Here is a 21828-nt window from a genome sequence, read left to right on the forward strand (position 1 = left end):
CGTTTCTACACTCTTCCTACAGTATTATTTGATACTGCATTGCCAAAACATAATTTATTTATGACGATTTTTTTTAGCTTTTCGCATCCGTTTAGGTCCGTACCAAAGCCAAAAACCTGTAATAGTAAACATGAGAAGAGATAAGCCCATTATACTAGAATAGATCAATTTGAACTGACCAGAAGTTCCTGCATAGTAATCTAGAATTGAACCATCATGAATTTTTTCAATTAAGTCAGACTTTCGATGTCCAATAGATAATACTTTTCCTGTGGCTCCATCAAGTTGAATTCCCCAAAAATGATCTTTAAATACAAATTTGACAATGCCTTTGTGTTTTCTAATGTCAATTCTATCGAGTTTTGTTGACAATTCAGTGGAAATTGAATCATGTAAAGTTTGAAATGCTATAGTTTGTAAACTGTCCACAGACAACCAATCTTTAAGCGTTGTAGAAGTTCCTTTTGCTGAATTTGGAAGAATATAACCGTTGCTATTTTTTTTCCACCCCAACAATGTTCCTGATATCGCCATAAAAAAGAAGCACACACACAAAAACACTCCCATTGTACGGTGAATACTTCTTGATATTCTTAATATTTTCGCCTGTTTTCTTCGCTTGGTATCTGGCATTTGCAGCAGTCATTATGCAGTATATATTGATAAATACATTTCACAGCGACGCAAGATAGATAAAAACATTAGTGCAAAAGAATAAGATTATGTTAAAGTAATAGCGCAATACAACTAGCTTAGATTGTAGTTGAAAAGCTCTATAGATATACTAAATTATTTCTGAATTTAATCGTTCTTCTACAATTTCACCATTTTTTTTATAAACATAGAAAGAATGATTTTTTTCATTGAGAGATATTGATTTAACAGCTTTTCCATCTTCAAATAAGATTCCCGAAAGATCATCACACGCATATCCATCCGTTAATATTCCATTGGCGATATTATGGTGAAATAAAGGTCGGCGTGATGCTTCTGAATGGTAATGCGGACAATGACTATATGGCAAAAAATTAAACCCTTCTACAAATGTGAGTTGTTTTGGTCGTGAATCAGTAAATCCACCATTAAACCAACACAGCGAGCCTGCACTTCCGCCTGCTAAAATGATGCCTTTTTTATAAGCCTTCATTAACGCTTTGTCAATTTCGTGAGCTTTTAGCAAAGTCATCATATTGAGCGTGTTGCCACCACCAACAATAATAGCGTCCATTTCTAATAAATAGTCTTCAAAATCCCAGTCTTGCGAACTGGAACTAATCCATACTTTTAATACGTGTGGTTCTACATCCAAATCATGACAGAGTTCATACCAATAGTTAATGTACCATAGTGCATCGCCTGTGGCTGTTGGCAAAAAACAAATTCGTGGTTTTTCTTTTTTAGTAAGTGTTGCGGTGTATTTTACAAATTCACGATTTACTTGTCCGCCATAAATAAATAGAGTTGGTTTCATGGTTGGGTTGTTATTGGTTTTAAGTTTTTAGATTATACACAATATGTTAAAAATAAATTCAAAACAATGCGATTAACCTATTTGTAACTATATTTTTGTTTATAATGGTAAGATATAGATTTTTTAATTCTGTAGAGACACTTACTATTCACAATTTTTGCCCAGTAAGTTTATGTTTTTTTAATAAAAAGACATAAAAAAAGCGACGTACACGCCGCTTGTTTCTAATTGTTTAACATTTCCCAAAGTTTGTCTTTCAATTCTGTAATACCTTGTTGTGCAACAGACGAGATAAACATATATGGCACATTTAAGTCCTTATCGAGTTCCTTACTCATTTCTGCTTTGAGTTCGTCGTCTAACATGTCAGATTTTGAAATGGCAATAAATCGCTCCTTATCTAACATTTCTGGATTGTATTTTTTTAATTCATTGAGTAAAATGTCGTATTCTTTGGAAATATCTTTACTATCTGCAGGAATTAAGAAAAGTAAGGTCGAATTTCGCTCAATATGACGTAAAAAGTAATGTCCTAACCCTTTTCCTTCGGAAGCACCTTCTATAATTCCAGGAATGTCTGCCATCACAAACGATTTGAAATCGCGATATTCTACAATTCCTAAGTTGGGTTTTAATGTTGTAAATTCATAATCGCCAATTTTTGGTTTTGCAGAAGTAATCACCGAAAGTAACGTTGATTTCCCTGCATTTGGAAAACCTACCAAACCAACATCTGCCAATACTTTTAGTTCAAAAATGACGTCTTTTTCTTGACCAGGAATACCTGGTTGCGCATAGCGTGGCGTTTGATTGGTTGAAGATTTAAAATGCCAGTTTCCACGGCCGCCTTTTCCTCCTTCTACTAAAATTCGTTCTTCACCTTGTTCCGTAATTTCAAAAATAACCTCGTTGGTTTCCTTATCACGAATTACAGTTCCTAAAGGTACATCCAAATACACGTCTTGCCCATCGGCTCCAGTACTACGGTTTCCACTACCATGCTCTCCATGACCTGCTTTATAGTGTCTTTTTAATTTGTAGTGATATAAAGTCCAAAGGTTTTGATTCCCTCTTACAATGATATGTCCTCCTCGACCACCATCTCCTCCATCAGGACCTCCTTTGGCGTTGTACTTTTCCCGCAATAAATGCGCAGAACCTTTTCCTCCGTTTCCCGAAGAAAGGTGCATTTTTACATAATCTACAAAATTCCCATCCGTCATGATATCCTATTTTTATTGGTTACGCCAATTGACGTTTTTGAAGTACTTCTATTTGTTGCTCAATTGCTGTCCAAAGATCAATTCTATGCTGTAAAGCTTCTTTACTTACCGAGATACAATCTTCCCATTTTTGTGAATCATCTCCACAAAGTTCATTAATCATTTGTAAAGCCAATGGACCATGTTCATCTCCATCTAATTCAATATGCCTTTCTAAATAGTAGATAAATTTATCAAGATTTACATGAATATGCTTGCGATCAATTCCTTTGACTATTTCCAAAAACATGTTCGGAATTAAATCTTCTCTGCCAAATGTAAAAACCGTAGCAATTTTGTGCACTTCGTTTGTTTCAATGATTGAAAAGGTAAAATTCACAAAATCTTGAACTGCTTTTGGTGCTTTGACAGCGTGTAAGCTTGTCCTAATATCTTCTCCTTTAGAAATATGATTGATACATTCCTCAATTAGTGTAGTAGCAGCATTTGAAGCTTTCATTGCTTCTACATACATTTCGTAATGACTCAGCGGTTTACCATCTTGGTCTACATCACTTTCTTCTCCTAATACAATTTCATTAATAAAACGTCTTGTTATAGGATTTCCTTTAGGAGTCCAAGGCAATTGTGTTTGTGTTAAGTGTATTTGCAACGCTTTCAATAGTGACATAAAATCAAATACGGCAAATACGTGATATTCCATAAATGCGTTCAAAGCCTCTACAGAATTTACTTTATTGTACAAGGAGTGCGACACTATTTTTTGTTGTAGTGGAGCTAGCTCTTGTGCTATTTTTTGTGTGTATATTTCTTTATTATAATTCATCAATAACGGCACTTAGTCGCCCTGTAATTTCTTCAATAGTTCCTATACCATTTACGCTGTAAAACTTGTTTTGGTTTTCGTAATAGTTAATTAAAGGAGCTGTTTTTTGATTGTACTCATCAAAACGATTTCTAATTTTGCTTTCGTCTTGATCATCTGCACGACCACTTACTTTTCCTCGCTCCAACAAACGCTTAATTAAGATTTCATCGTCTGCTTCGAGCGCAATGGTTCCAGAAATGATCATATTTTTTGACGCTAGGTAACTATCCAGTGCTTCTGCTTGCGCCGTGGTTCTTGGGAAACCGTCAAAAATAAAACCATTCGCTTCTGTATTTTTTTCTACTTCCGCTTGCAACATATTAATCGTTACTTCATCAGGAACCAAATCACCTTTATCAATGTATGATTTTGCCAAAACGCCTAAATCTGTTCCATTTTTGATATTATATCTAAACACATCACCTGTAGAAATGTGTACTAAGTTGTATTTTTCTTTTAAAAAGTTTGCCTGTGTTCCTTTTCCGGCACCTGGCTTTCCGAATAAAATTAAATTGATCATGTTGTGTGTATGTAATTGATAAACTTCGGGTAGATTGCGTCCCAACTCGTCATAATCTAGTCCGTAACCGACTATGAATTCGTTAGGTATTTCCATTCCGATATAATCTATATTGTACTGTTTTGTATAGGCTTCAGGTTTAAAAAATAAAGTTCCAATCTTGAACTGCTTTACTTTTTTTGCTGTAAATATTTTGTGTAATTCGTCTAATGTATTCCCTGTATCAATAATATCTTCGAGTACGACTACAGTTCTACCTTCAATATCTTGTGAAAGACCAATTAGTTCTTTTATGTTTCCAGAAGAAGACGTTCCATGATACGAAGCTAATTTGATAAAACTCATTTCACACGGATACGGGTATTTCTTCATAAAATCAGCAAAAAACATAAAAACACCATTCAAAATTCCAATAAAAATAGGTTGTTCCTCTTTCAAATCGACAGCCATTTCTGTTGCCATTCTAGCAACTGCTTCTTGAATTTGCGCTTCTGATATGAATTTTTTAAAATATTTATCGTGTAATTTGATCACTTGTATGATAAAGATTTAGCGATTGTTGTGTGTTTTATTTTAGTCTTTTTTCCTATAGAAAGGTGCAAAGATACAAATTGATTTATGAATAACGTTTAACGAGTTTACTTTTACCAGTTTAGATTTGTACTTTTGTCGAAAATGAGCGTTTTATGAATTATTTTTCTTCCAATTTCAAATTAGGAATTCTAGGTGGCGGCCAATTGGGCAAAATGCTACTCTATACAACACGAAAATTTGATGTTTTTACCAAAGTTTTAGACCCTAGTGCTGAGGCTCCATGTAAAATTGCATGCAATGATTTTCATCAAGGTGATTTAATGGATTTTGATACAGTATATAATTTTGGAAAAGAGGTTGATGTGCTTACATTTGAAATTGAGCATGTAAATGTAGAAGCCTTACAAAAACTTGAAGAGGAAGGAGTTCGTGTATTTCCATCTGCCAATACATTACAAACAATTCAAAATAAAGGTGTTCAAAAGCTGTTTTATCAAAAAAACAATATTCCAACAGCGCCTTTTTCAATTTATATGTCATTGGAAGAATTGATTCACAGCGTTGAAAATGAAGTCATTTCGATTCCTTTTGTCTGGAAAAGCACACAATTTGGGTATGATGGAACAGGTGTAAAAATTGTACGCACTATTGAAGATTTAGAGCGATTGCCAAATGTAGAATGTATGTGCGAAGAGTTGATTGATTTTAAGAATGAACTTGCTGTGATTGTGGCACGTAGTGTTTCGGGAGAAACTAAAACGTATCCTGTTGTGGAAATGGAATTTCACCCAGAAGCTAACCAGGTAGAATATGTAATTTGTCCTGCTAGAATTCCTGAAAATATTCAAGAAAAAGCAACAAAAATAGCTTTACAAGTTTCTGAAGGATTGCAACACACAGGTATTTTAGCCGTAGAAATGTTTCAAACAAAAAATGATGAAATTCTTGTAAATGAAGTAGCTCCAAGACCACATAATAGTGGACATTACAGCATTGAAGCGAGTTATACTGATCAATTTGAACAGCATATTCGAGCTATTTTAGGGCTTCCTTTAGGAAATACCGAAAGTATTGTGGCAGGTATAATGGTAAATTTGGTCGGAGCTGAAGGTCATACAGGTGACGTTGTCTACGAACATATTGAAGAAATCATGAAATTGGATGGAGTAACTCCACATATTTATGGAAAAAAACAAACACGCCCATTTCGAAAAATGGGACATGTAACAATTGTTAACAAAGATGTTGCAGAAGCTCGTAAAATTGCTCAAAAAGTAAAACAAACAATCAACGTAATTAGTAAATAATATGGCAAAAGTGGGAATTATTATGGGAAGCACAAGTGATCTTCCTATAATGCAAGAAGCAATTGATATTTTAAAAGGATTTGATATTGAAGTTGAAGTAGATATTGTTTCTGCACATAGAACTCCTGATAAGTTATTTGATTATGGAAAAAATGCTCATCTACGTGGTATTAATGTAATTATTGCTGGTGCTGGCGGAGCTGCTCATTTACCTGGAATGATTGCTTCCTTGTCTCCTCTTCCGGTGATTGGCGTTCCTGTGAAATCAAGAAACTCCATAGATGGTTGGGATTCTGTATTGTCAATCTTACAAATGCCCGGTGGTGTTCCAGTGGCAACTGTCGCTTTAGATGGTGCTAAAAATGCAGGAATCTTAGCGGCACAAATTATAGGAAGTGCTGATAAATGTGTACTAGATAAAGTTTTGGTATACAAAGAAGGATTAAAACAAAAAGTTATAGAAGGAGCTAAAAAAGTTTCTAGCTAAGTAAAATAGTATGTATAATGTAAAAGCCGCTTCAATGAAGCGGCTTTCCTATCTTTACAAACCATTCAAAAATAAAACTAACCTACCATATTATTAATCATTTTTTCATTCCAAAAAACAACTTGGAAAATTTCGGTTTGTAAGAATGTTCAAATGTATTGCTATGTTTATTTTTTTCACTTTTTCAATTAACAAAAAATTGTTTTCTCGTTTAACTGTGCCAACTTATCGATAAAAAACATCTTTTTACTTTCCTTTACTTTTTTACATAAAAAAACCCTTTAAAGGGCATTTAAAGGGCTTTCAATCAACCAATCCATTTTAATTATTATACAGTTAATAGGGCTATCAACATTGTAATAATGCATCAAGTAGGTTACATATACTGTATTATTATCATGAAAAAAAATATCTCTACTAAATCAACAGGACAAAATTCTTAATTCTCAAGTAATTCCTTTCATGAGCGCATTGCTTTTTCTCAAGAATCGATAACAAGCATGATTAATCGACAAAACGCAATTAATTTGTGTATTTGATTAGTTTTTTAATCATCTTTTCTCCCGAATCAGTTGTCAATAAAACAATATAAACTCCAGAAGATAAATTATTTATGTGCACATTTTTAGTAAATTTTGTTTTTAATAAATTTTTGCCAGTTATTGTAAATAGCTCTATTCTTTGTAAATCTTTTCTATACGTTTGAATATGAAGTTTATTTGATGAAAAAAACACATGTGCATTTTTGGTGTTTTCTTCTATTTGATGGTCATCCAACGTAGAACGATTATCAAAATTAATTTTAAAACGATTATGAACTTCTCCAATTTCGCCTGAAAAACTGTAGCTTATTTGTCTTAAATCTGTAAATGTGTTTTGATAAGTATCTTCTAGAATAATATCAAAATTTGGATCTATAAATTCAGCATCAATTGAAATTGTGTAAGTACCATTCGTAGTAAGCTCATAACCTAGTGGAACAGATACATTTGTCATGTTAAGTTCAGGTAAGGCTTGAATGGATAATCGTGTTGTTCCTAACAAAGAATAAAATTCGACGGCGGCTCCATCATTAATAAAGTGTCCATCATATCCTTCATCAAAATTCACAGTTCCTTCAGGGATAAACCCTAATAGAATGGTCATGTATGAACCATTCCCTGCCAAACGAAGAGAAATTCTTCCATCTGTAGGACTGCTTAACCGATGACTATCTCCTTTTTCGAACGTGTTTTTAGAAAGGAAATTATTTTCTTTTTCTTGTGCTTTAAAAATATTTAAAAAGCACATCAATACAGTTATAATTAATTTGACTTTCATTGTAGAGATAGTTTGGGGATTAATAATCTCTTATGAGGGAATTAAAGAAGCAATCTTTCGGTGTTCTTTTTGTATTAATATGAACGTATTACTTTTTTTGTTACAGTAGCCCCACTAGCTATAGAGTACGTTACAATGTATACACCTTGCGATAATGATGGAACAGCAATTAATTTTGAAAATTCTCCTTGTAATAACTGCTTCCCAGAAATATCATACAAGGAAAAAGTTTCTATATCAGAACGCTGAGTTAATGTTTGCAAAGTATTTCCTTTAAGTAATACATTAATCTGGTTTGCAATAGTTTCAACAGGCTCAATATTTAACGTGTTTCTGTATTGAACATTTAAAAAGAATCGGTCGTTCTCTTCAGTAGGATTACTCGTAAATGTGTAAGCTGCTTGTCTTAAATCGGTAAACGTTCCCTGATATCTATCTTCCAAAATAATATCAAAATCTTGTGATAAATAATCTGCATCAATAGAAATTGTGTACGTCCCGCTTGACAATACTTGAAATCCTAATGGAATTTCTCTATCAATATTTGTCAACGCAGGTAGCGCCTGAATAGACATTTTATCAGTATTTAAATAGGAATAAAATTCAATTCCTGCACCTTCATTAATAAATGGCCCATCATACGTATCGTCATAAGTTTCAGTTCCCTCAGGCATAAACCCAAGTAATTGCGTAGCATACAAACCACTTCCTGCCATGCGAAGCGAAAGTCTTCCATCAGTTTGGCTATTGTTCGCACTTGTGGAATTTTCTGGAGAGAACATTCCATACTCATTACTTGATCTAAAAAATTGCGCATTATTTGCTACTACTCTGTGTGTGTTTTTAAATGTAACCGTTCCTCCTCCAGTTTTAGCTTGCACGGCAAATCCTTGTGCAGTTCCAATATTTCCATCGGCAGCACCAAGTGGATTTGAACCTGTATTATTGTACTCAATATAATCTGAAGCTAAATTATCTCCCACAGGAGCATCCGTTTGTCGCCAATAATATAATGTTCCTTGTATTACATCTGAATTGTCTTTTTGGAAAGATTCCCAATCAATTGCTGACGGATATGGATTTCCGATGATATTATATCCTGATTCACTCGAATTTGGATCAACAGTATAGTATACAGGTTCTGAGATATCACCATTATTTACCGTTCCAGTAAAAATAGCTGTTTCTACATTGAAATGATTTGCTCTGAAGGCATAACCTCTTCCCACTTCCATATGAGTGTGATTATTATTCCAAAAAGCATTGCTTGCTGATGCATCCCAATAATAATTGTATCCTCCCACATTAGGAAAAATAGAAACGATTGTACTACTACTTTGATCAATTGGAGTAGACCAATAGGAGTAAAAATATCTATTCGTATAATTTGGAGAATCACGCTTTATAATAAAATCGCCTGTTCCTATTATAGGAGTATTTTCTCGTGAAAGTAAAGCTCCATCATTTTCTACAGTAATAGTTCCATTGTTGGTAAGGTCATAATTTACATCGAGTGTTGCTCCTGCATTTACAGTAATTGTTGCGGAAGACTGAACAGTTAGTTCTCCTACAATTGTATGTCCTGTCAACACTGGGTAGTTTGTCGAAACTGGGATAATAACCGATTCTAATTTGCTAGCATCTGGCACAACTCCTCCAACCCAATTGCTTCCCGTAGTCCAGCTATTGGAACTCGCAGTTGCAGACCAAGTAATCACCGTTTTATTATTTGCAGTCCTAGAAGTAACAGCATCTGCATCATCCAGATAATACATGGTGTCTCCATCCAAAGCTCCTACCAAATCATTTGTTCCTACAGAAGTAATTAAAACATCTTTATTTTCATCTATTTCAGTAGCCGTTCGAACGTCATTCCAAATTCTAAATCCCCAAATATTTCCTCCAAAATAGTTATTTGAATTTGATTGAGAATTATTATCGAAACAGTATTCAGAACTTCCTCCACTTGTCCATGTAGTACAATTTGGATATCTTATATTGGAGTCAGATCGCCCTAAATTTACATCTCCAGAATGATTTCTAATTTCGAAACCTGCTCTTGAGTCCATCAAGGTTCCGTTTAAATACCATTTAATATTTGTATTGTCTGATGCTGATATTGGATTATTTACTGGAGTAGATAAGTTATCAAAAACCAATGCGAAGTGATACCACGTATCATCACTGATTGGCTCTCTAAAATATGTTCCATCCCATCGAGGCGTGTAATCACTATTTGACCTATTATAAGCTCCAACTATTAAATAATTATTCTCTACATATGCCATAATTCCTCTTGTACCACCACCTTCTTTGTATATAACTTGTCTACTTGTTCCATTGTCTACTTTAAAATAACCTTCAATGGTTCTATTGTTGATTGTGGTAGTGTTTATATTATCTGAATCTGTCAATTCAATGTAGTCGTTTGTCCCGTCAAGATAATATCCATCTGTAGATGGTTGCGCTATAATATGAGACACTACAAGCAATAGTAACGTGAGTAATTGTATCTTTTTCATTATTTAGCTTTTTAAATATATACGCAATTTCTCTATCTTTGGTTTTTAAAGAAGTATAGAAAAACTAATTTATATACAAGGTATATATTTCTCGTAAAGCTAGCTTTTTCTTACAAAAACATGAGTTCAATTTCGATAAACTATACAATTCAATCGTTAAAATGACAATCCTAAACAAAAAATTTCCTACAAAATATACAACTGCTCCTTTTTCAAAAATTCAAATAAACGAATTTAAATCAGCCATTGAAGCTGAAATTGTAAAGACAAAAGCAGAAATTGATGCCATTACTAACACGTCAGAAACGCCTACTTTTGAGAACACCATTGAGGCATTAGAATATTCAGGCGAGCAATTAGATCGTATTACAAGCATATTTTTCAATCTAAATTCTGCCGAAACCAACGAAACTATTCAAAAAATTGCGCAAGAGATTTCTCCAAAACTAACTGAACTGTCAAATGACATTACGCTCAATGAAGCCCTTTTTGAAAGAGTAAAAGCAGTATATTCTGAAAAAGAGCATCTCAATTTATCTACCGAACAACAAACATTATTAGATAAAAAGTTTAAATCATTTTCTAGGAATGGAGCTAATTTACCTCAAGAAAAAAAAGAAATCTTACGAAACATTGATAAACAATTAGCAAAACTCAGTCTTACTTTTGGCGAAAACGTACTAGCAGAAACCAATAAATTTCAATTACACCTAACTCTTGAAAATGATGTAAAAGGAATTCCTGCAGGTGCTTTGGAAGCTGCCAAAACACTTGCAGAAAGCGAAAATAAAGATGGGTGGATTTTCACTTTGAATTACCCAAGTTACATTCCTTTCATGAAATATGCTGAAAATCGGGAATTGCGTCAACAAATGGCTACTGCTTTTGGCTCTAAATGCTTTAAAGGAGACGAATTGGACAATCAAGAAAATGTCCTACAAATTGCCAAACTACGTCATCAACGCGCCAACTTACTAGGGTATAAAACGCATGCCCATTTTGTATTGGAAGAACGTATGGCAGAAACACCTGAAAAAGTAATTTCTTTCTTGGAAGAGTTACTTGAAAAAGCAAAACCTGCGGCAGAACGCGAATTCAAACAATTATCAAACTTTGCACAAAAAATTGACGGTATTGAGCAACTACAAAGCTGGGACAATGCATATTATTCTGAAAAGTTAAAGCAAGAACTTTTTGACTTAGATGATGAAAAGTTAAAGCCTTATTTTAAGTTAGAAAATGTAATTGATGGTGCATTTACAGTTGCCAACAAACTATTTGATTTACGCTTTAAACAAGTTTTTGATATCGATACGTACCACGAAGATGTTAAAACGTACGAAGTGTACAATGGTGACGACAATTTTGTGGCTGTTTTTTATGCTGATTTCCATCCACGAAAAGGAAAACGAAATGGTGCATGGATGACTTCTTACAAGCCACAATTACGAAAAAATGGAAGCGTTGAACGCCCACATATATCAATTGTATGTAATTTCACTAAACCAACAGCTTCCAAACCTTCATTACTTACATTTAATGAAGTAACAACGCTATTTCATGAATTTGGACATGCATTACATGGTATGTTAGCAGATACTACATACCCAAGCTTAAGCGGCACCTCTGTTTTTTGGGATTTCGTTGAATTGCCAAGTCAAATCATGGAAAATTGGTGCTACGAAGCTGAAGCCCTCGCCATTTTTGCCAAGCATTATGAAACAGGTGAAATAATCCCGATGGAATATATTGAAAAGATCAAGGCTTCTGCTACCTTCTTAGAAGGCATGGCTACTCTACGTCAGTTGAGTTTCGGGTTACTTGACATGAGCTGGCATGGAATTGATCCTTCTAGTGTTACAAATGTAAAAGAACATGAAGATAAAGCGTTTAACAAGACACGTTTGTTTCCTGAAAATCCTAAAACAGCAATGAGCACTTCCTTTTCTCATATATTTCAAGGAGGTTACTCTTCTGGATATTACAGTTACAAATGGGCAGAAGTATTAGATGCAGATGCTTTTGAATATTTTAAAGAGCATGATATTTTTAGTAAAGAGATTGCCAGTAAATTTGCGACACATGTATTATCAAAAGGTGGAACAGAACATCCTATGACACTTTACAAACGTTTCCGAGGTAGTGAACCGAAACCTGAGGCCCTTCTCAAGCGTGCAGGCTTACTTACCGAATAAGTTTAATATCTTTTATAAGATTCTAAAAAAATAGTAATATATCGCTTTGGTTACACTTACTACTGACCAAAGCGATAGTATTCAATTTATTAAAAAACAAGAATAAACTTTCAAAAAATATTGAAAGTTTAAAATATATTATATATTTGTACTATGAATTACTTAGAAGCAAAAGATAAATTTATTCAAACTTGGGGCTCACTTGGAACATTATGGGGCATTAACAAAGCTATGGCACAAATTCATGCGCTGCTATTAATTTCTCCTGAGCCATTATCTATGGAAGATATCATGGAGCAATTACAAATTTCAAGAGGAAATACAAGTATGAATTTACGACAGTTAATTGATTGGGGAATTGTATACAAAACTTCTATTGCTGGTGAACGTAAAGAATTCTTTTCATCAGAAAAAGACGTAAATGAACTAGCCAAACAAATAGCTCGTGAACGTAGTCGAAGAGAAATTCAGCCTACACTTAAAGTGTTAAAAGAAGTGAGCAATATTGAAGATGATGGAAGTGCTAAAACCAAAGAATTTATCAAACAAACGAAATCACTTCATGAGCTGGCAGAAACTGCTGATTCTATTATGAATCGTATCGTAAATCAAGAGTCTAATTGGCTTACAAAAACCTTTATTAAGCTCTTAAAATAGTAAATAAAAGGAACTGAGCTTCCTTTTTATTTTTAATCATTATTTCAATATTTTTTGAAAGTTTAAAATATACAATAGTTATGAAATTTATGTATTACATCAACAACATCATTTATGTGCTCACATTAGTATTGTACACAACAATTATTTTCGGCATGTATATGCAAGTCCTTTTAGGCATAGTTCAAGTATTATTTTTTCTCATACTGCTTTTTAATTATGGAAAATTTAGCAAAACAATCCAGTTACATTTAAAGGTATATGGAATTATAACTACTGCGTTTTTGATTCTTTTTTGGAGTTTAGTCTCAAACACTAGTGGCTCAATCATATTTTTCTTTGTTGTTCCAATGCTTATCGGCACTTATTTCACCTACATCATCTATAAATTAAATCAACAAGTATTATGAAAAACCTTTGTCTACTTTCTTATGTATCAAAAGAACTTTACAAACCAACTTCTGTAAAAGAACGTGTTATTGATTTTTATGATGGAGCAACAGAAGATTATCGATTTTGGAGTCGTGATTTAAACATGCATTTTGGTTACTATGTCCCTTTTCAAACTAGCTTATTGAAACGTGATACAATGTTGAACCAAATGAATAAAGAAATTTTTAGTCGCTTACACGTTACTGATCAGAAAAAACATATTGTAGATCTTGGTTGTGGAATGGGCGGATCAATCCGATATGGTATTCAAAAATATCCAAAACTTGCAATTACAGGGCTGACTATTTCTCCTTTTCAAGTGAAAAAAGGTTATCAATTAATACAGTCAGAACGTGGCACTATTCTTAATAGAGACTATCAACGTACATTTTTTGAAAATCAATATTATGATGGAGCAATTGCGATTGAAAGTTTATGCCACTCAGGTTGCAACAAAGCTTCCTTAGAAGAAGCTTATCGGATTTTAAAACCAAATACATACTTTGTTATAGCCGATGCTTTTACGAAGAAAGATTATAGTCAAATGAATTCAATAGCAAAAAATACGTATAAAGGATTGTGTCATTCCTGGAGTTTAGAAAGTTTAGCAAACATACATCAAGTAACTGCCAATTTGAAATCTATAGGATTCAAAGAGATTACAGTGGAAAACATTTGGTACAGAGTTGCTCCTTCAGTATTACATGTTCCCTTCTCTATAAGTGGCTTTATTTTGAAAAAATTTCTCAAGAAAGAAACCTTAAAACCAGAAACCATTCAAAACTTAAAAGGTTCCTTTTTTGCATTACTTTCTAGTCTAAGTCTATCAAACTTTGGATACTACATTATCACAGCTAAAAAATAAAAAACATGAAAAAAATGGTTATTGCAGGTGGCACAGGCTTTTTAGGTCAAGCTTTAGTTGCTCATTTTTTACCAAAAAACTATGAAATTGTCATCTTATCAAGACAAGAAAAAAAGAACATTCAGGAAAATGTGCGGTATGTTCAATGGAATGCTGAAACAATAGATATTTGGATAACAGAACTCGAAGGAGCAGACGTATTGATTAACTTAACAGGAAAGTCTGTAGACTGCCGTTACACCCAAAAGAATAAAACTGCCATTTTAAACTCGCGTGTCCAATCTACCTCAATATTAGGCAAGGCAATACAGGCATGTGTTGTACCTCCCAAAGTATGGATAAACTCCTCAACAGCGACAATTTATGAACATTCATTGCACCAAAAAATGACCGAAGAAAAAGGGAGTATCGGACACGATTTTTCAATGAGTGTTGCAACAGCATGGGAACAAGCATTTTTTACATGTAAAACTCCTCGAACTTTTAAAATTGCTTTACGCACTTCAATCGTGCTTGGTAAAAATGGAGGTGCATTTATTCCGCTACAGAATTTAGTAAAATTTGGTTTAGGCGGTACTCAAGGAAAAGGAAATCAAAAAGTAAGCTGGATTCACGAATACGATTTTTGTCGTGCAGTAGCATTTTTAATTGACGAGCATAAATATGGGATATACAATATCACAGCTCCAAATCCGATACCCAACAAGCAATTCATGAAAATCATTCGAGATGTAATGAAAATACCTGTTGGACTATTTCAACCTGTTTGGGTATTGAAACTAGGCGCAAAAATAATAGGTACAGAAACTGAATTAATTTTAAAAAGCAGATATGTAATTCCTAAAAAGTTGGTAGAATCTGGATTCAAATTCAATTATCCAATTGTCAAAGAAGCTATCACAGAAATCACTCAACGAACATGACCACTATCAAACTAACTACTCATATTAAAGCTCCCATTGAAGTAGTATTTAATATAGCTAGAGACATTTCAGAACATGAACTATCAAACAAACATACGCATGAAAAAGCAATAGCAGGTATAACTTCTGGAAAAATTGGTTTAGGAGAAACCGTCACATGGCGAGCCAAACACTTTGGTATATACTTTCAACACACTAGTATAATTTCTGAGTTTAATTCGCCGACCTATTTTGTAGATAAAATGGTAAAAGGTGTTTTCAAAAGTATGCTACACGAACATATATTTGAAGAAATTAATAATGAAACTAAAATGACAGATGTCTTTACATATGAAGTTCCGTTAGGTCGTATTGGGAAACTCTTTGACACACTATTATTAAGGTCATATCTCACTCGCTTTTTACTAAATAGAAACCGTCATTTGCAACAAAAGGCAACATTGACATAGCCACAAAAAACAGCTATATCTTCTTATGTATGTATAATTTTTTATTTCAACAATTATCAACTACATTTGAAAAAACAATTGCTCTCAAATGCCAAACAATCAATTGGATCCAAACAACTGGATTACACTCTATGCTGATTATCTCTTCAATTACACTATTGTAAGGGTAAAAGATAGAGAAACTGCCCAAGATCTCGTGCAAGAAACGTTTTTTGCTGGATTGAAATCAATGGCGAACTTTAAGGGTGATGCTTCTGAGCGTACATGGCTTATCTCTATCCTAAAAAGAAAAATTATTGATTACTATCGTAAAATAAACTCTAAAAAGGGACAAGCAGAAGTTCGAATAGCCTATAATGCTGACACAGAATCGGAAGGCGATTGGCTGGAAGAACGTGTTGCAGATAATTTTGACCGAAACGCAGAAGATCAAATTCAAAATGAAGAACTCGGACTTGCTATTGAAGAATGTATTGATAAACTTCCTGAAAAGCAAGCAATGATTTTTAAAATGAAAACGATTTTAGGGTATGACACAGAAACAATCTGTAATGAACTGAATATTACAGCGTCTAACCTTTGGGTAATTATCCACAGAGCGCGTACAGCTCTCTCTGAATGTTTAGAAGAAAATTGGTATTAAATTGAAAAAATGAGTACAAAAACTAAATATAAATTTTTTATTTCTTGTGAAGAAGCCAAACATATTTGTGACAAAGCACAATATGGCGAAGCTACTTTTTGGGAAAAAGTAAAACTGAATGTGAGACTTTCTTGGTGTCACATTACAAGAGCCTACTCAAATAACAATGGTAAATTAACGAAATTGATGAAAAAATCGAAGATTGATGCTATTGAGAGAGATAAAAAAGAAGAAATGCAACGAAAACTGCAAGAAGAAATGAAAAAATACTAAAGTTTACATAGTTAACAATAGTATCAACCATACAATCGGAATACTTTCCACCCAAAAAGCGGTATAGTATTTCGATTTTTTTATGCTTGAATACCAGATTGATAAAAACAACAAACAGGCAATTGTCAACGTAACATACAAATGCGAGTCTAATTGATTTTGTAACAAATATGCAAAGAGTAAAAAAATTCCAATCCACACATAGGTAACATATTTGGTATACTTGATTCCTATACGCTGTGGTAAAGTTCCTAAAGCTTCTTCATCATACGATAAATCACTAATCTCAAAAGGAATCATCAAAATCAAGATTAAAATAAAACGCTGTACACATACAAGTACAATTGAAATGTCTGTAGCAAACAGGATATTTGCATTTGCCATGGGCAGAATTACTGTTACACCTGTCCAACATAAAGCAACAATTGAAATCTTAAACCCTGGCAACGTTCTAAAGTTTTTTTGATTTGGCAAAAAAGGAATAATATATAAAGAAGAAAGCAAAGTCAATCCTACAGCAATTAACAACGTAATTACTTGCAATTGAACCGCATAATAAAGTGCTAAAACAAAACACCCAAAACTAACCAATTGTATTACCTTTAAGTACTTGGTTTCCATAAAAAAATACTTTTTAGCAGAACTTCCATACTTAATAAAATTGTACGTCACAATTGTACCGTAAAATGTGAAATATAGCACAGCTTCATCATACGGCAACCGAAAGTATAACAACGTAATATAAGTCAATGAATACACACTCAACCCTATATGAATACTGCTATCTAAGTAAAAATCGAAAAACTTTTTAAAAAGATTCATCAAACAAAAATAACCAAACTGTTCATAACCTTTATTTTTAGTTAAAAACTTTCCCTATGAGGATGTTTATAAAATTGTAAAGATGTAATTTTTTAGTTGTACTTTTGCATGCCATAAACGCAACTATAAAAAGAAAAAATATAGCTGATGAAAACTGATTCTTTTTCATTGAGACACAACGGAATTCGCACGCAAGATATTCCTCAAATGTTAAAAACTATTGGAGTTGACTCATTAGATCAATTGATTAATGAAACTATTCCTAACGACATCCGATTGCAAAAAGCTCTAGAACTTCCTGAAGGATTGAGTGAGTACGAATTTTTGTCGCACATGCAACATTTGGCTGGTCACAATAAAATTTTTAAAAGCTACATTGGATTAGGATACCACGAAGCCGTAACTCCTCCAGTGATTCAACGAAATATTCTTGAAAACCCAGGTTGGTATACTGCGTATACACCCTACCAAGCAGAAATTGCTCAAGGAAGATTAGAAGCTTTATTGAATTTCCAAACAGTCGTCACTGAATTAACGGGGATGGAACTTTCCAATGCTTCTCTATTAGACGAAAGTACCGCAGCAGCAGAAGCCATGACTATGTTATATGCAGTGCGTTCTAGAACTCAGAAAAAAAATGATGTAGCAAAATTTTTCGTGTCTAATGAAGTATTACCACAAACAATCTCTCTTTTAAAAACAAGAGCTATTCCAATTGGAATTGAATTGGTTTTCGGAAATCATGAAGAATTTGATTTTTCTTCAGAATATTTTGGTGCATTACTACAATATCCTGGAAAATACGGCCAAATTTTCGATTATAGAGCGTTTACAGAAAAAGCCAATGCAAACGAAATCAAAGTAGCAGTAGCTGCTGATATTTTAAGTTTAGTATTGTTAGAATCTCCAGGGAATTTTGGTGTAGATGTAGTGGTTGGAACTACACAACGTTTTGGAATTCCTTTAGGATATGGCGGACCTCATGCAGGTTTTTTCGCTACCAAAGAAGAATACAAGCGTTTCATTCCTGGGCGTATCATTGGAATCACTCGTGACACAGATGGAAACCGTGCTCTTCGCATGGCTTTACAAACACGTGAACAACACATTAAGCGAGACAAAGCAACTTCAAATATTTGTACAGCGCAAGTATTACTAGCTGTCATGGCTGGAATGTATGCTGTATATCATGGTCCTAATGGACTGCGCTATATTGCCAACAAAGTACACACTAAAGCTGTAAACTTGGCAAATACATTAACATCATTAGGATTTGAGCAAACCAACTCTACCTTTTTTGACACAATCGTTGTAAAAGCCAATGCTGAAAAAGTAAAAGAGATTGCCGAGCAAAACGATGTAAACTTTTTATATATTGATGAAGAAACGATTGGAATTTCTATAAATGAAGCGACTACCGATCGTGATTTACAAGATATTATCTTCATTTTTGCTGCTTCTATTGAAAAAGAAACTGTAGAAGTTATACATACTGAAGAAACTAAAATAACGCCTTCTGTTGCTAGAAAAACTTCCTTTTTAGAAGAAGAAGTATTCAACAGTTATCATTCAGAAACTGAAATGATGCGTTACATCAAAAAACTAGAACGTAAAGACCTTTCTTTAAATCATTCAATGATAGCTTTGGGTTCTTGTACGATGAAATTGAACGCTGCCGCAGAAATGTTATCACTAAGTTCTCCTCAATGGAATAATATTCACCCTTTTGTTCCTACAGATCAAGCCGAAGGTTACCAAATTCTGTTGAAAGAGCTTGAGCATCAATTAAATGTTGTGACTGGTTTTGCTGGCACTTCACTACAGCCAAACTCAGGAGCTCAAGGAGAATTTGCAGGATTAATGGTTATTAGAGCCTATCACGAAGCCAACAATGATTCGCACCGTGACATCTGTTTAATTCCTTCTTCTGCCCACGGAACCAATCCTGCAAGTGCTGTCATGGCAGGAATGAAAGTTGTGGTAACTAAAACTACTGAAGACGGAAATATTGACGTAGAAGATTTACGTGAAAAAGCAGAATTACACAAAGATAATTTAGCGGCTTTAATGGTAACTTATCCTTCTACACATGGTGTGTTTGAAGCTACTATTAAAGAAATTACAAAAATAATTCACGATAACGGCGGACAAGTATACATGGATGGCGCCAATATGAATGCACAAGTAGGTTTAACAAATCCTGCTACAATTGGTGCGGATGTTTGTCACTTAAACCTTCACAAAACATTTGCCATTCCTCATGGTGGTGGTGGTCCTGGAGTTGGTCCTATATGTGTAGCTTCACATTTAGCACCATTTTTACCAAGCAACCCGGTTATTAAAACAGGTGGAGAAAATGCTATTACAGCTATTTCTTCTGCTCCTTGGGGAAGCGCTTTAGTATGCTTAATTTCCTATGGATATATTGCAATGTTGGGGTCTAAAGGCTTAACAGATGCGACACAATATGCAATTTTAAATGCAAACTATATCAAAGGCCGTTTAGAAAGCAAGTATACAATTTTATATACCAACGACCGCGGACGTTGTGCTCACGAAATGATTATCGATTGTAGACCATTCAAACAAAATGGTATTGAAGTTACAGACATTGCAAAGCGCTTGATGGATTATGGTTTTCATGCACCAACAGTATCATTCCCTGTAAATGGAACGATTATGATAGAACCTACTGAAAGTGAAAGTATTGCTGAATTAGATCGATTCTGTGATGCAATGCTATCTATTTTTGAAGAAATCTCTGAAGCAAGTGCAAACGACACCAATAATGTGATGAAAAACGCTCCTCACACTTTACAAATGCTAACTGCTGACGAATGGAATCTTCCTTACTCGCGACAAAAAGCTGCATTCCCACTTTCATATGTTGCCGAAAATAAATTTTGGCCTTCTGTTCGTAGAGTTGATGATGCTTATGGAGACAGAAACCTTATTTGTACATGTGCGCCAATTGAAGCATATGCTGAAGCCTAAACTACAATAGTTAAAATAACTTCAAAAAAAAGGAACATTTTTCATAAATGTTCCTTTTTTTATGATTATTCCCTAAACACACTTTAACATTTCTCAATAAAACCTATTCTAAATTAAAAATATTTCAAAACATTAACATTTGAATGCAATATCCTCAAAAATTGCAAATTTGTACATTTTGCTAAATAAAGAAAAAGTATAATCGTTAATTTAGTATTCATAAACCCTAAAATTCATAGCTGTATGAACGTGAAAATCACAGGAACTGGATGCTATATTCCCTCTGAAGTTGAAACTAATGAAAACTTTTACCAACATCAATTCTTAAATGATGATGGTAGCCCTTTTAAGCAAAACACCAATGTTATTATAAAAAAATTCAAAGCCATTACTGGAATTGGTGAACGCAGATATGCTAAAAATCATCACAATGCTTCCGATTTGGCTTTTTTTGCTGCCGAAAAAGCAATTGCTGATGCCAAAATTAACCCTGAAGAACTAGACTATATCATCTTTGCTCATAATTTTGGCGATGTAAAACACAATGCCATCCAGAGTGATATTTTACCAAGTTTAGCAAGTAGAGTTAAACACAGTTTACGTATTAAAAACCCTAAATGTGTTGCATACGATATTCTTTTTGGTTGTCCTGGTTGGGTTGAAGGAATGATTCAAGCCAATGCTTTTATCAAAGCGGGAATTGCAAAAAAATGTTTGGTTATTGGTGCCGAAACATTGTCGAGAGTTGTTGACAAACACGATAGGGATTCGATGATTTATTCTGACGGCGCTGGCGCTACCATCTTAGAAGCTACAAATAATGACGGTGGAATTATCGCACATGAAACAGCTACATTTGCATATGATGAGGCATATTATCTTTTCTTTGGAAAGTCAAACAATCAGGAGTTATGCAAAGACACACGTTATATCAAAATGTATGGACGAAAAATTTATGAATTTGCTCTCACCAACGTTCCTTTAGCCATGAAAGCTTGCTTAGATAAAAGTGGCAAAACAATTAAAGAATTAAAGAAAATCTTCATTCATCAAGCTAATGAAAAAATGGATGAAGCTATCATTCACCGCTTCTATCAATTGTATGATCAAAAAGTTCCCGAAGGGATTATGCCTATGAATATTCATAAACTCGGAAATAGCTCTGTTGCAACTGTTCCTACACTTTTTGACATGGTAACAAAAGGAAAAGTGGAAAACCAAGAAATTCAAAAAGGAGATATTATTATGTTTGCGAGTGTAGGTGCTGGAATGAATATCAACGCTGTCATTTACCAGTATTAAAATTATTTTATACCACATTCT

19 protein-coding genes are annotated in these 21828 nt (G+C 33.8%); 11 read left to right on the forward strand and 8 right to left on the reverse strand.

The window, feature by feature from the left end:
• Positions 1-54: 54 nt before the first annotated feature.
• From AA088_RS11525 to AA088_RS18025, 5 genes are all read right to left on the reverse strand, one after another.
• The gene (locus AA088_RS11525; protein WP_046745145.1) at positions 55-633 is read right to left on the reverse strand and encodes a PepSY-associated TM helix domain-containing protein; all 579 of its coding nucleotides are present in this window, start codon (positions 631-633) and stop codon (positions 55-57) included.
• Between the two features lie 151 nt (positions 634-784).
• Complete coding sequence (locus AA088_RS11530) at positions 785-1471, reverse strand: Type 1 glutamine amidotransferase-like domain-containing protein (RefSeq protein WP_046745146.1); 687 nt, start codon at positions 1469-1471, stop codon at positions 785-787.
• Between the two features lie 224 nt (positions 1472-1695).
• A complete protein-coding gene (gene obgE, locus AA088_RS11535) occupies positions 1696-2694 on the reverse strand; it encodes a GTPase ObgE (protein WP_046745147.1) in 999 nt (332 codons plus the stop codon).
• 19 nt (positions 2695-2713) lie between these two features.
• Complete coding sequence (locus AA088_RS11540; RefSeq protein WP_046745148.1) at positions 2714-3520, reverse strand: DUF3050 domain-containing protein; 807 nt, start codon at positions 3518-3520, stop codon at positions 2714-2716.
• On the reverse strand, positions 3510-4622 hold the full coding sequence (locus AA088_RS18025; protein WP_169746264.1) for an adenylate kinase: 1113 nt from the start codon (positions 4620-4622) through the stop codon (positions 3510-3512). Before AA088_RS18025 ends, AA088_RS11540 begins: the two co-directional genes overlap by 11 nt.
• Before the next feature lie 146 nt (positions 4623-4768).
• Between AA088_RS18025 and AA088_RS11550 the strand changes: the two genes are divergently transcribed.
• The gene (locus AA088_RS11550) at positions 4769-5923 is read left to right on the forward strand and encodes a 5-(carboxyamino)imidazole ribonucleotide synthase (protein ID WP_046745149.1); all 1155 of its coding nucleotides are present in this window, start codon (positions 4769-4771) and stop codon (positions 5921-5923) included.
• A gap of 1 nt (position 5924) precedes the next feature.
• The gene (gene purE, locus AA088_RS11555; RefSeq protein ID WP_046745150.1) at positions 5925-6410 is read left to right on the forward strand and encodes a 5-(carboxyamino)imidazole ribonucleotide mutase; all 486 of its coding nucleotides are present in this window, start codon (positions 5925-5927) and stop codon (positions 6408-6410) included.
• Positions 6411-6932: 522 nt separating this feature from the next.
• Here the strand turns inward: purE and AA088_RS11560 are convergent.
• Together AA088_RS11560 and AA088_RS11565 are read right to left on the reverse strand one after the other, a co-directional pair.
• Positions 6933-7730 carry a T9SS type A sorting domain-containing protein gene (locus AA088_RS11560; protein WP_046745151.1) on the reverse strand — a complete coding sequence of 266 codons (798 nt, stop codon included), beginning with the start codon at positions 7728-7730 and terminating at the stop codon, positions 6933-6935.
• 74 nt (positions 7731-7804) lie between these two features.
• Positions 7805-10252 (reverse strand): T9SS type A sorting domain-containing protein, encoded by a 2448-nt coding sequence (locus AA088_RS11565; RefSeq protein WP_046745152.1) that lies wholly within the window; start codon positions 10250-10252, stop codon positions 7805-7807.
• A gap of 161 nt (positions 10253-10413) precedes the next feature.
• Here AA088_RS11565 and AA088_RS11570 point away from each other — a divergent pair, with 161 nt between their 5' ends.
• From AA088_RS11570 to AA088_RS11605, 7 genes are all read left to right on the forward strand, one after another.
• Positions 10414-12447 (forward strand): M3 family metallopeptidase, encoded by a 2034-nt coding sequence (locus tag AA088_RS11570; RefSeq protein WP_046745153.1) that lies wholly within the window; start codon positions 10414-10416, stop codon positions 12445-12447.
• A 153-nt stretch (positions 12448-12600) separates the two neighbouring features.
• Positions 12601-13104 carry a GbsR/MarR family transcriptional regulator gene (locus tag AA088_RS11575; RefSeq protein ID WP_046745154.1) on the forward strand — a complete coding sequence of 168 codons (504 nt, stop codon included), beginning with the start codon at positions 12601-12603 and terminating at the stop codon, positions 13102-13104.
• A gap of 406 nt (positions 13105-13510) precedes the next feature.
• Entirely contained in the window at positions 13511-14401 is an 891-nt protein-coding gene (locus AA088_RS11585) for an SAM-dependent methyltransferase (RefSeq protein ID WP_046745156.1), read from the forward strand.
• 5 nt (positions 14402-14406) lie between these two features.
• A complete protein-coding gene (locus AA088_RS11590; RefSeq protein ID WP_046745157.1) occupies positions 14407-15324 on the forward strand; it encodes a TIGR01777 family oxidoreductase in 918 nt (305 codons plus the stop codon).
• Positions 15321-15773 carry an SRPBCC family protein gene (locus tag AA088_RS11595; RefSeq protein ID WP_046745158.1) on the forward strand — a complete coding sequence of 151 codons (453 nt, stop codon included), beginning with the start codon at positions 15321-15323 and terminating at the stop codon, positions 15771-15773. Before AA088_RS11590 ends, AA088_RS11595 begins: the two co-directional genes overlap by 4 nt.
• Before the next feature lie 88 nt (positions 15774-15861).
• Positions 15862-16416, forward strand: a complete 555-nt coding sequence (locus tag AA088_RS11600; RefSeq protein WP_046745159.1) for a sigma-70 family RNA polymerase sigma factor — start codon at positions 15862-15864, stop codon at positions 16414-16416.
• Positions 16417-16425: 9 nt separating this feature from the next.
• Positions 16426-16689, forward strand: coding sequence for a hypothetical protein (locus AA088_RS11605; RefSeq protein ID WP_046745160.1), 264 nt, complete (start codon positions 16426-16428; stop codon positions 16687-16689).
• Between the two features lie 3 nt (positions 16690-16692).
• Here the strand turns inward: AA088_RS11605 and AA088_RS11610 are convergent, their stop codons facing one another.
• Positions 16693-17310, reverse strand: coding sequence for a UbiA prenyltransferase family protein (locus AA088_RS11610; protein WP_157547167.1), 618 nt, complete (start codon positions 17308-17310; stop codon positions 16693-16695).
• Positions 17311-17658: 348 nt separating this feature from the next.
• Between AA088_RS11610 and gcvP the strand changes: the two genes are divergently transcribed.
• The gene (gene gcvP, locus AA088_RS11615) at positions 17659-20505 is read left to right on the forward strand and encodes an aminomethyl-transferring glycine dehydrogenase (RefSeq protein ID WP_046745162.1); all 2847 of its coding nucleotides are present in this window, start codon (positions 17659-17661) and stop codon (positions 20503-20505) included.
• A 243-nt stretch (positions 20506-20748) separates the two neighbouring features.
• Positions 20749-21807 (forward strand): 3-oxoacyl-ACP synthase III family protein, encoded by a 1059-nt coding sequence (locus tag AA088_RS11620; protein WP_046745163.1) that lies wholly within the window; start codon positions 20749-20751, stop codon positions 21805-21807.
• The last annotated feature ends 21 nt before the right edge of the window (positions 21808-21828 follow it).

Source organism: Kordia zhangzhouensis (assembly GCF_001005305.1).
GTDB classification, from domain to species: Bacteria; Bacteroidota; Bacteroidia; order Flavobacteriales; family Flavobacteriaceae; genus Kordia; species Kordia zhangzhouensis.

What these genes read in the sequence shown, in the direction of transcription:
- AA088_RS11575 (WP_046745154.1), top strand. Translation starts at nt 12,601, where the DNA reads ATGAATTACTTAGAAGCAAAAGATAAATTTATTCAAACTTGGGGCTCA.
- AA088_RS11550 (WP_046745149.1), top strand. Translation starts at nt 4,769, where the DNA reads ATGAATTATTTTTCTTCCAATTTCAAATTAGGAATTCTAGGTGGCGGC.
- AA088_RS11540 (WP_046745148.1), bottom strand. Translation starts at nt 3,520, where the DNA reads ATGAATTATAATAAAGAAATATACACACAAAAAATAGCACAAGAGCTA.
- AA088_RS11530 (WP_046745146.1), bottom strand. Translation starts at nt 1,471, where the DNA reads ATGAAACCAACTCTATTTATTTATGGCGGACAAGTAAATCGTGAATTT.
- AA088_RS11560 (WP_046745151.1), bottom strand. Translation starts at nt 7,730, where the DNA reads ATGAAAGTCAAATTAATTATAACTGTATTGATGTGCTTTTTAAATATT.
- AA088_RS11605 (WP_046745160.1), top strand. Translation starts at nt 16,426, where the DNA reads ATGAGTACAAAAACTAAATATAAATTTTTTATTTCTTGTGAAGAAGCC.
- AA088_RS11590 (WP_046745157.1), top strand. Translation starts at nt 14,407, where the DNA reads ATGAAAAAAATGGTTATTGCAGGTGGCACAGGCTTTTTAGGTCAAGCT.
- AA088_RS11600 (WP_046745159.1), top strand. Translation starts at nt 15,862, where the DNA reads ATGCCAAACAATCAATTGGATCCAAACAACTGGATTACACTCTATGCT.
- AA088_RS11525 (WP_046745145.1), bottom strand. Translation starts at nt 633, where the DNA reads ATGCCAGATACCAAGCGAAGAAAACAGGCGAAAATATTAAGAATATCA.
- obgE (WP_046745147.1), bottom strand. Translation starts at nt 2,694, where the DNA reads ATGACGGATGGGAATTTTGTAGATTATGTAAAAATGCACCTTTCTTCG.
- purE (WP_046745150.1), top strand. Translation starts at nt 5,925, where the DNA reads ATGGCAAAAGTGGGAATTATTATGGGAAGCACAAGTGATCTTCCTATA.
- AA088_RS11620 (WP_046745163.1), top strand. Translation starts at nt 20,749, where the DNA reads ATGAACGTGAAAATCACAGGAACTGGATGCTATATTCCCTCTGAAGTT.
- AA088_RS11595 (WP_046745158.1), top strand. Translation starts at nt 15,321, where the DNA reads ATGACCACTATCAAACTAACTACTCATATTAAAGCTCCCATTGAAGTA.
- AA088_RS11585 (WP_046745156.1), top strand. Translation starts at nt 13,511, where the DNA reads ATGAAAAACCTTTGTCTACTTTCTTATGTATCAAAAGAACTTTACAAA.
- AA088_RS11610 (WP_157547167.1), bottom strand. Translation starts at nt 17,310, where the DNA reads ATGGAAACCAAGTACTTAAAGGTAATACAATTGGTTAGTTTTGGGTGT.
- AA088_RS11570 (WP_046745153.1), top strand. Translation starts at nt 10,414, where the DNA reads ATGACAATCCTAAACAAAAAATTTCCTACAAAATATACAACTGCTCCT.
- AA088_RS11565 (WP_046745152.1), bottom strand. Translation starts at nt 10,252, where the DNA reads ATGAAAAAGATACAATTACTCACGTTACTATTGCTTGTAGTGTCTCAT.
- gcvP (WP_046745162.1), top strand. Translation starts at nt 17,659, where the DNA reads ATGAAAACTGATTCTTTTTCATTGAGACACAACGGAATTCGCACGCAA.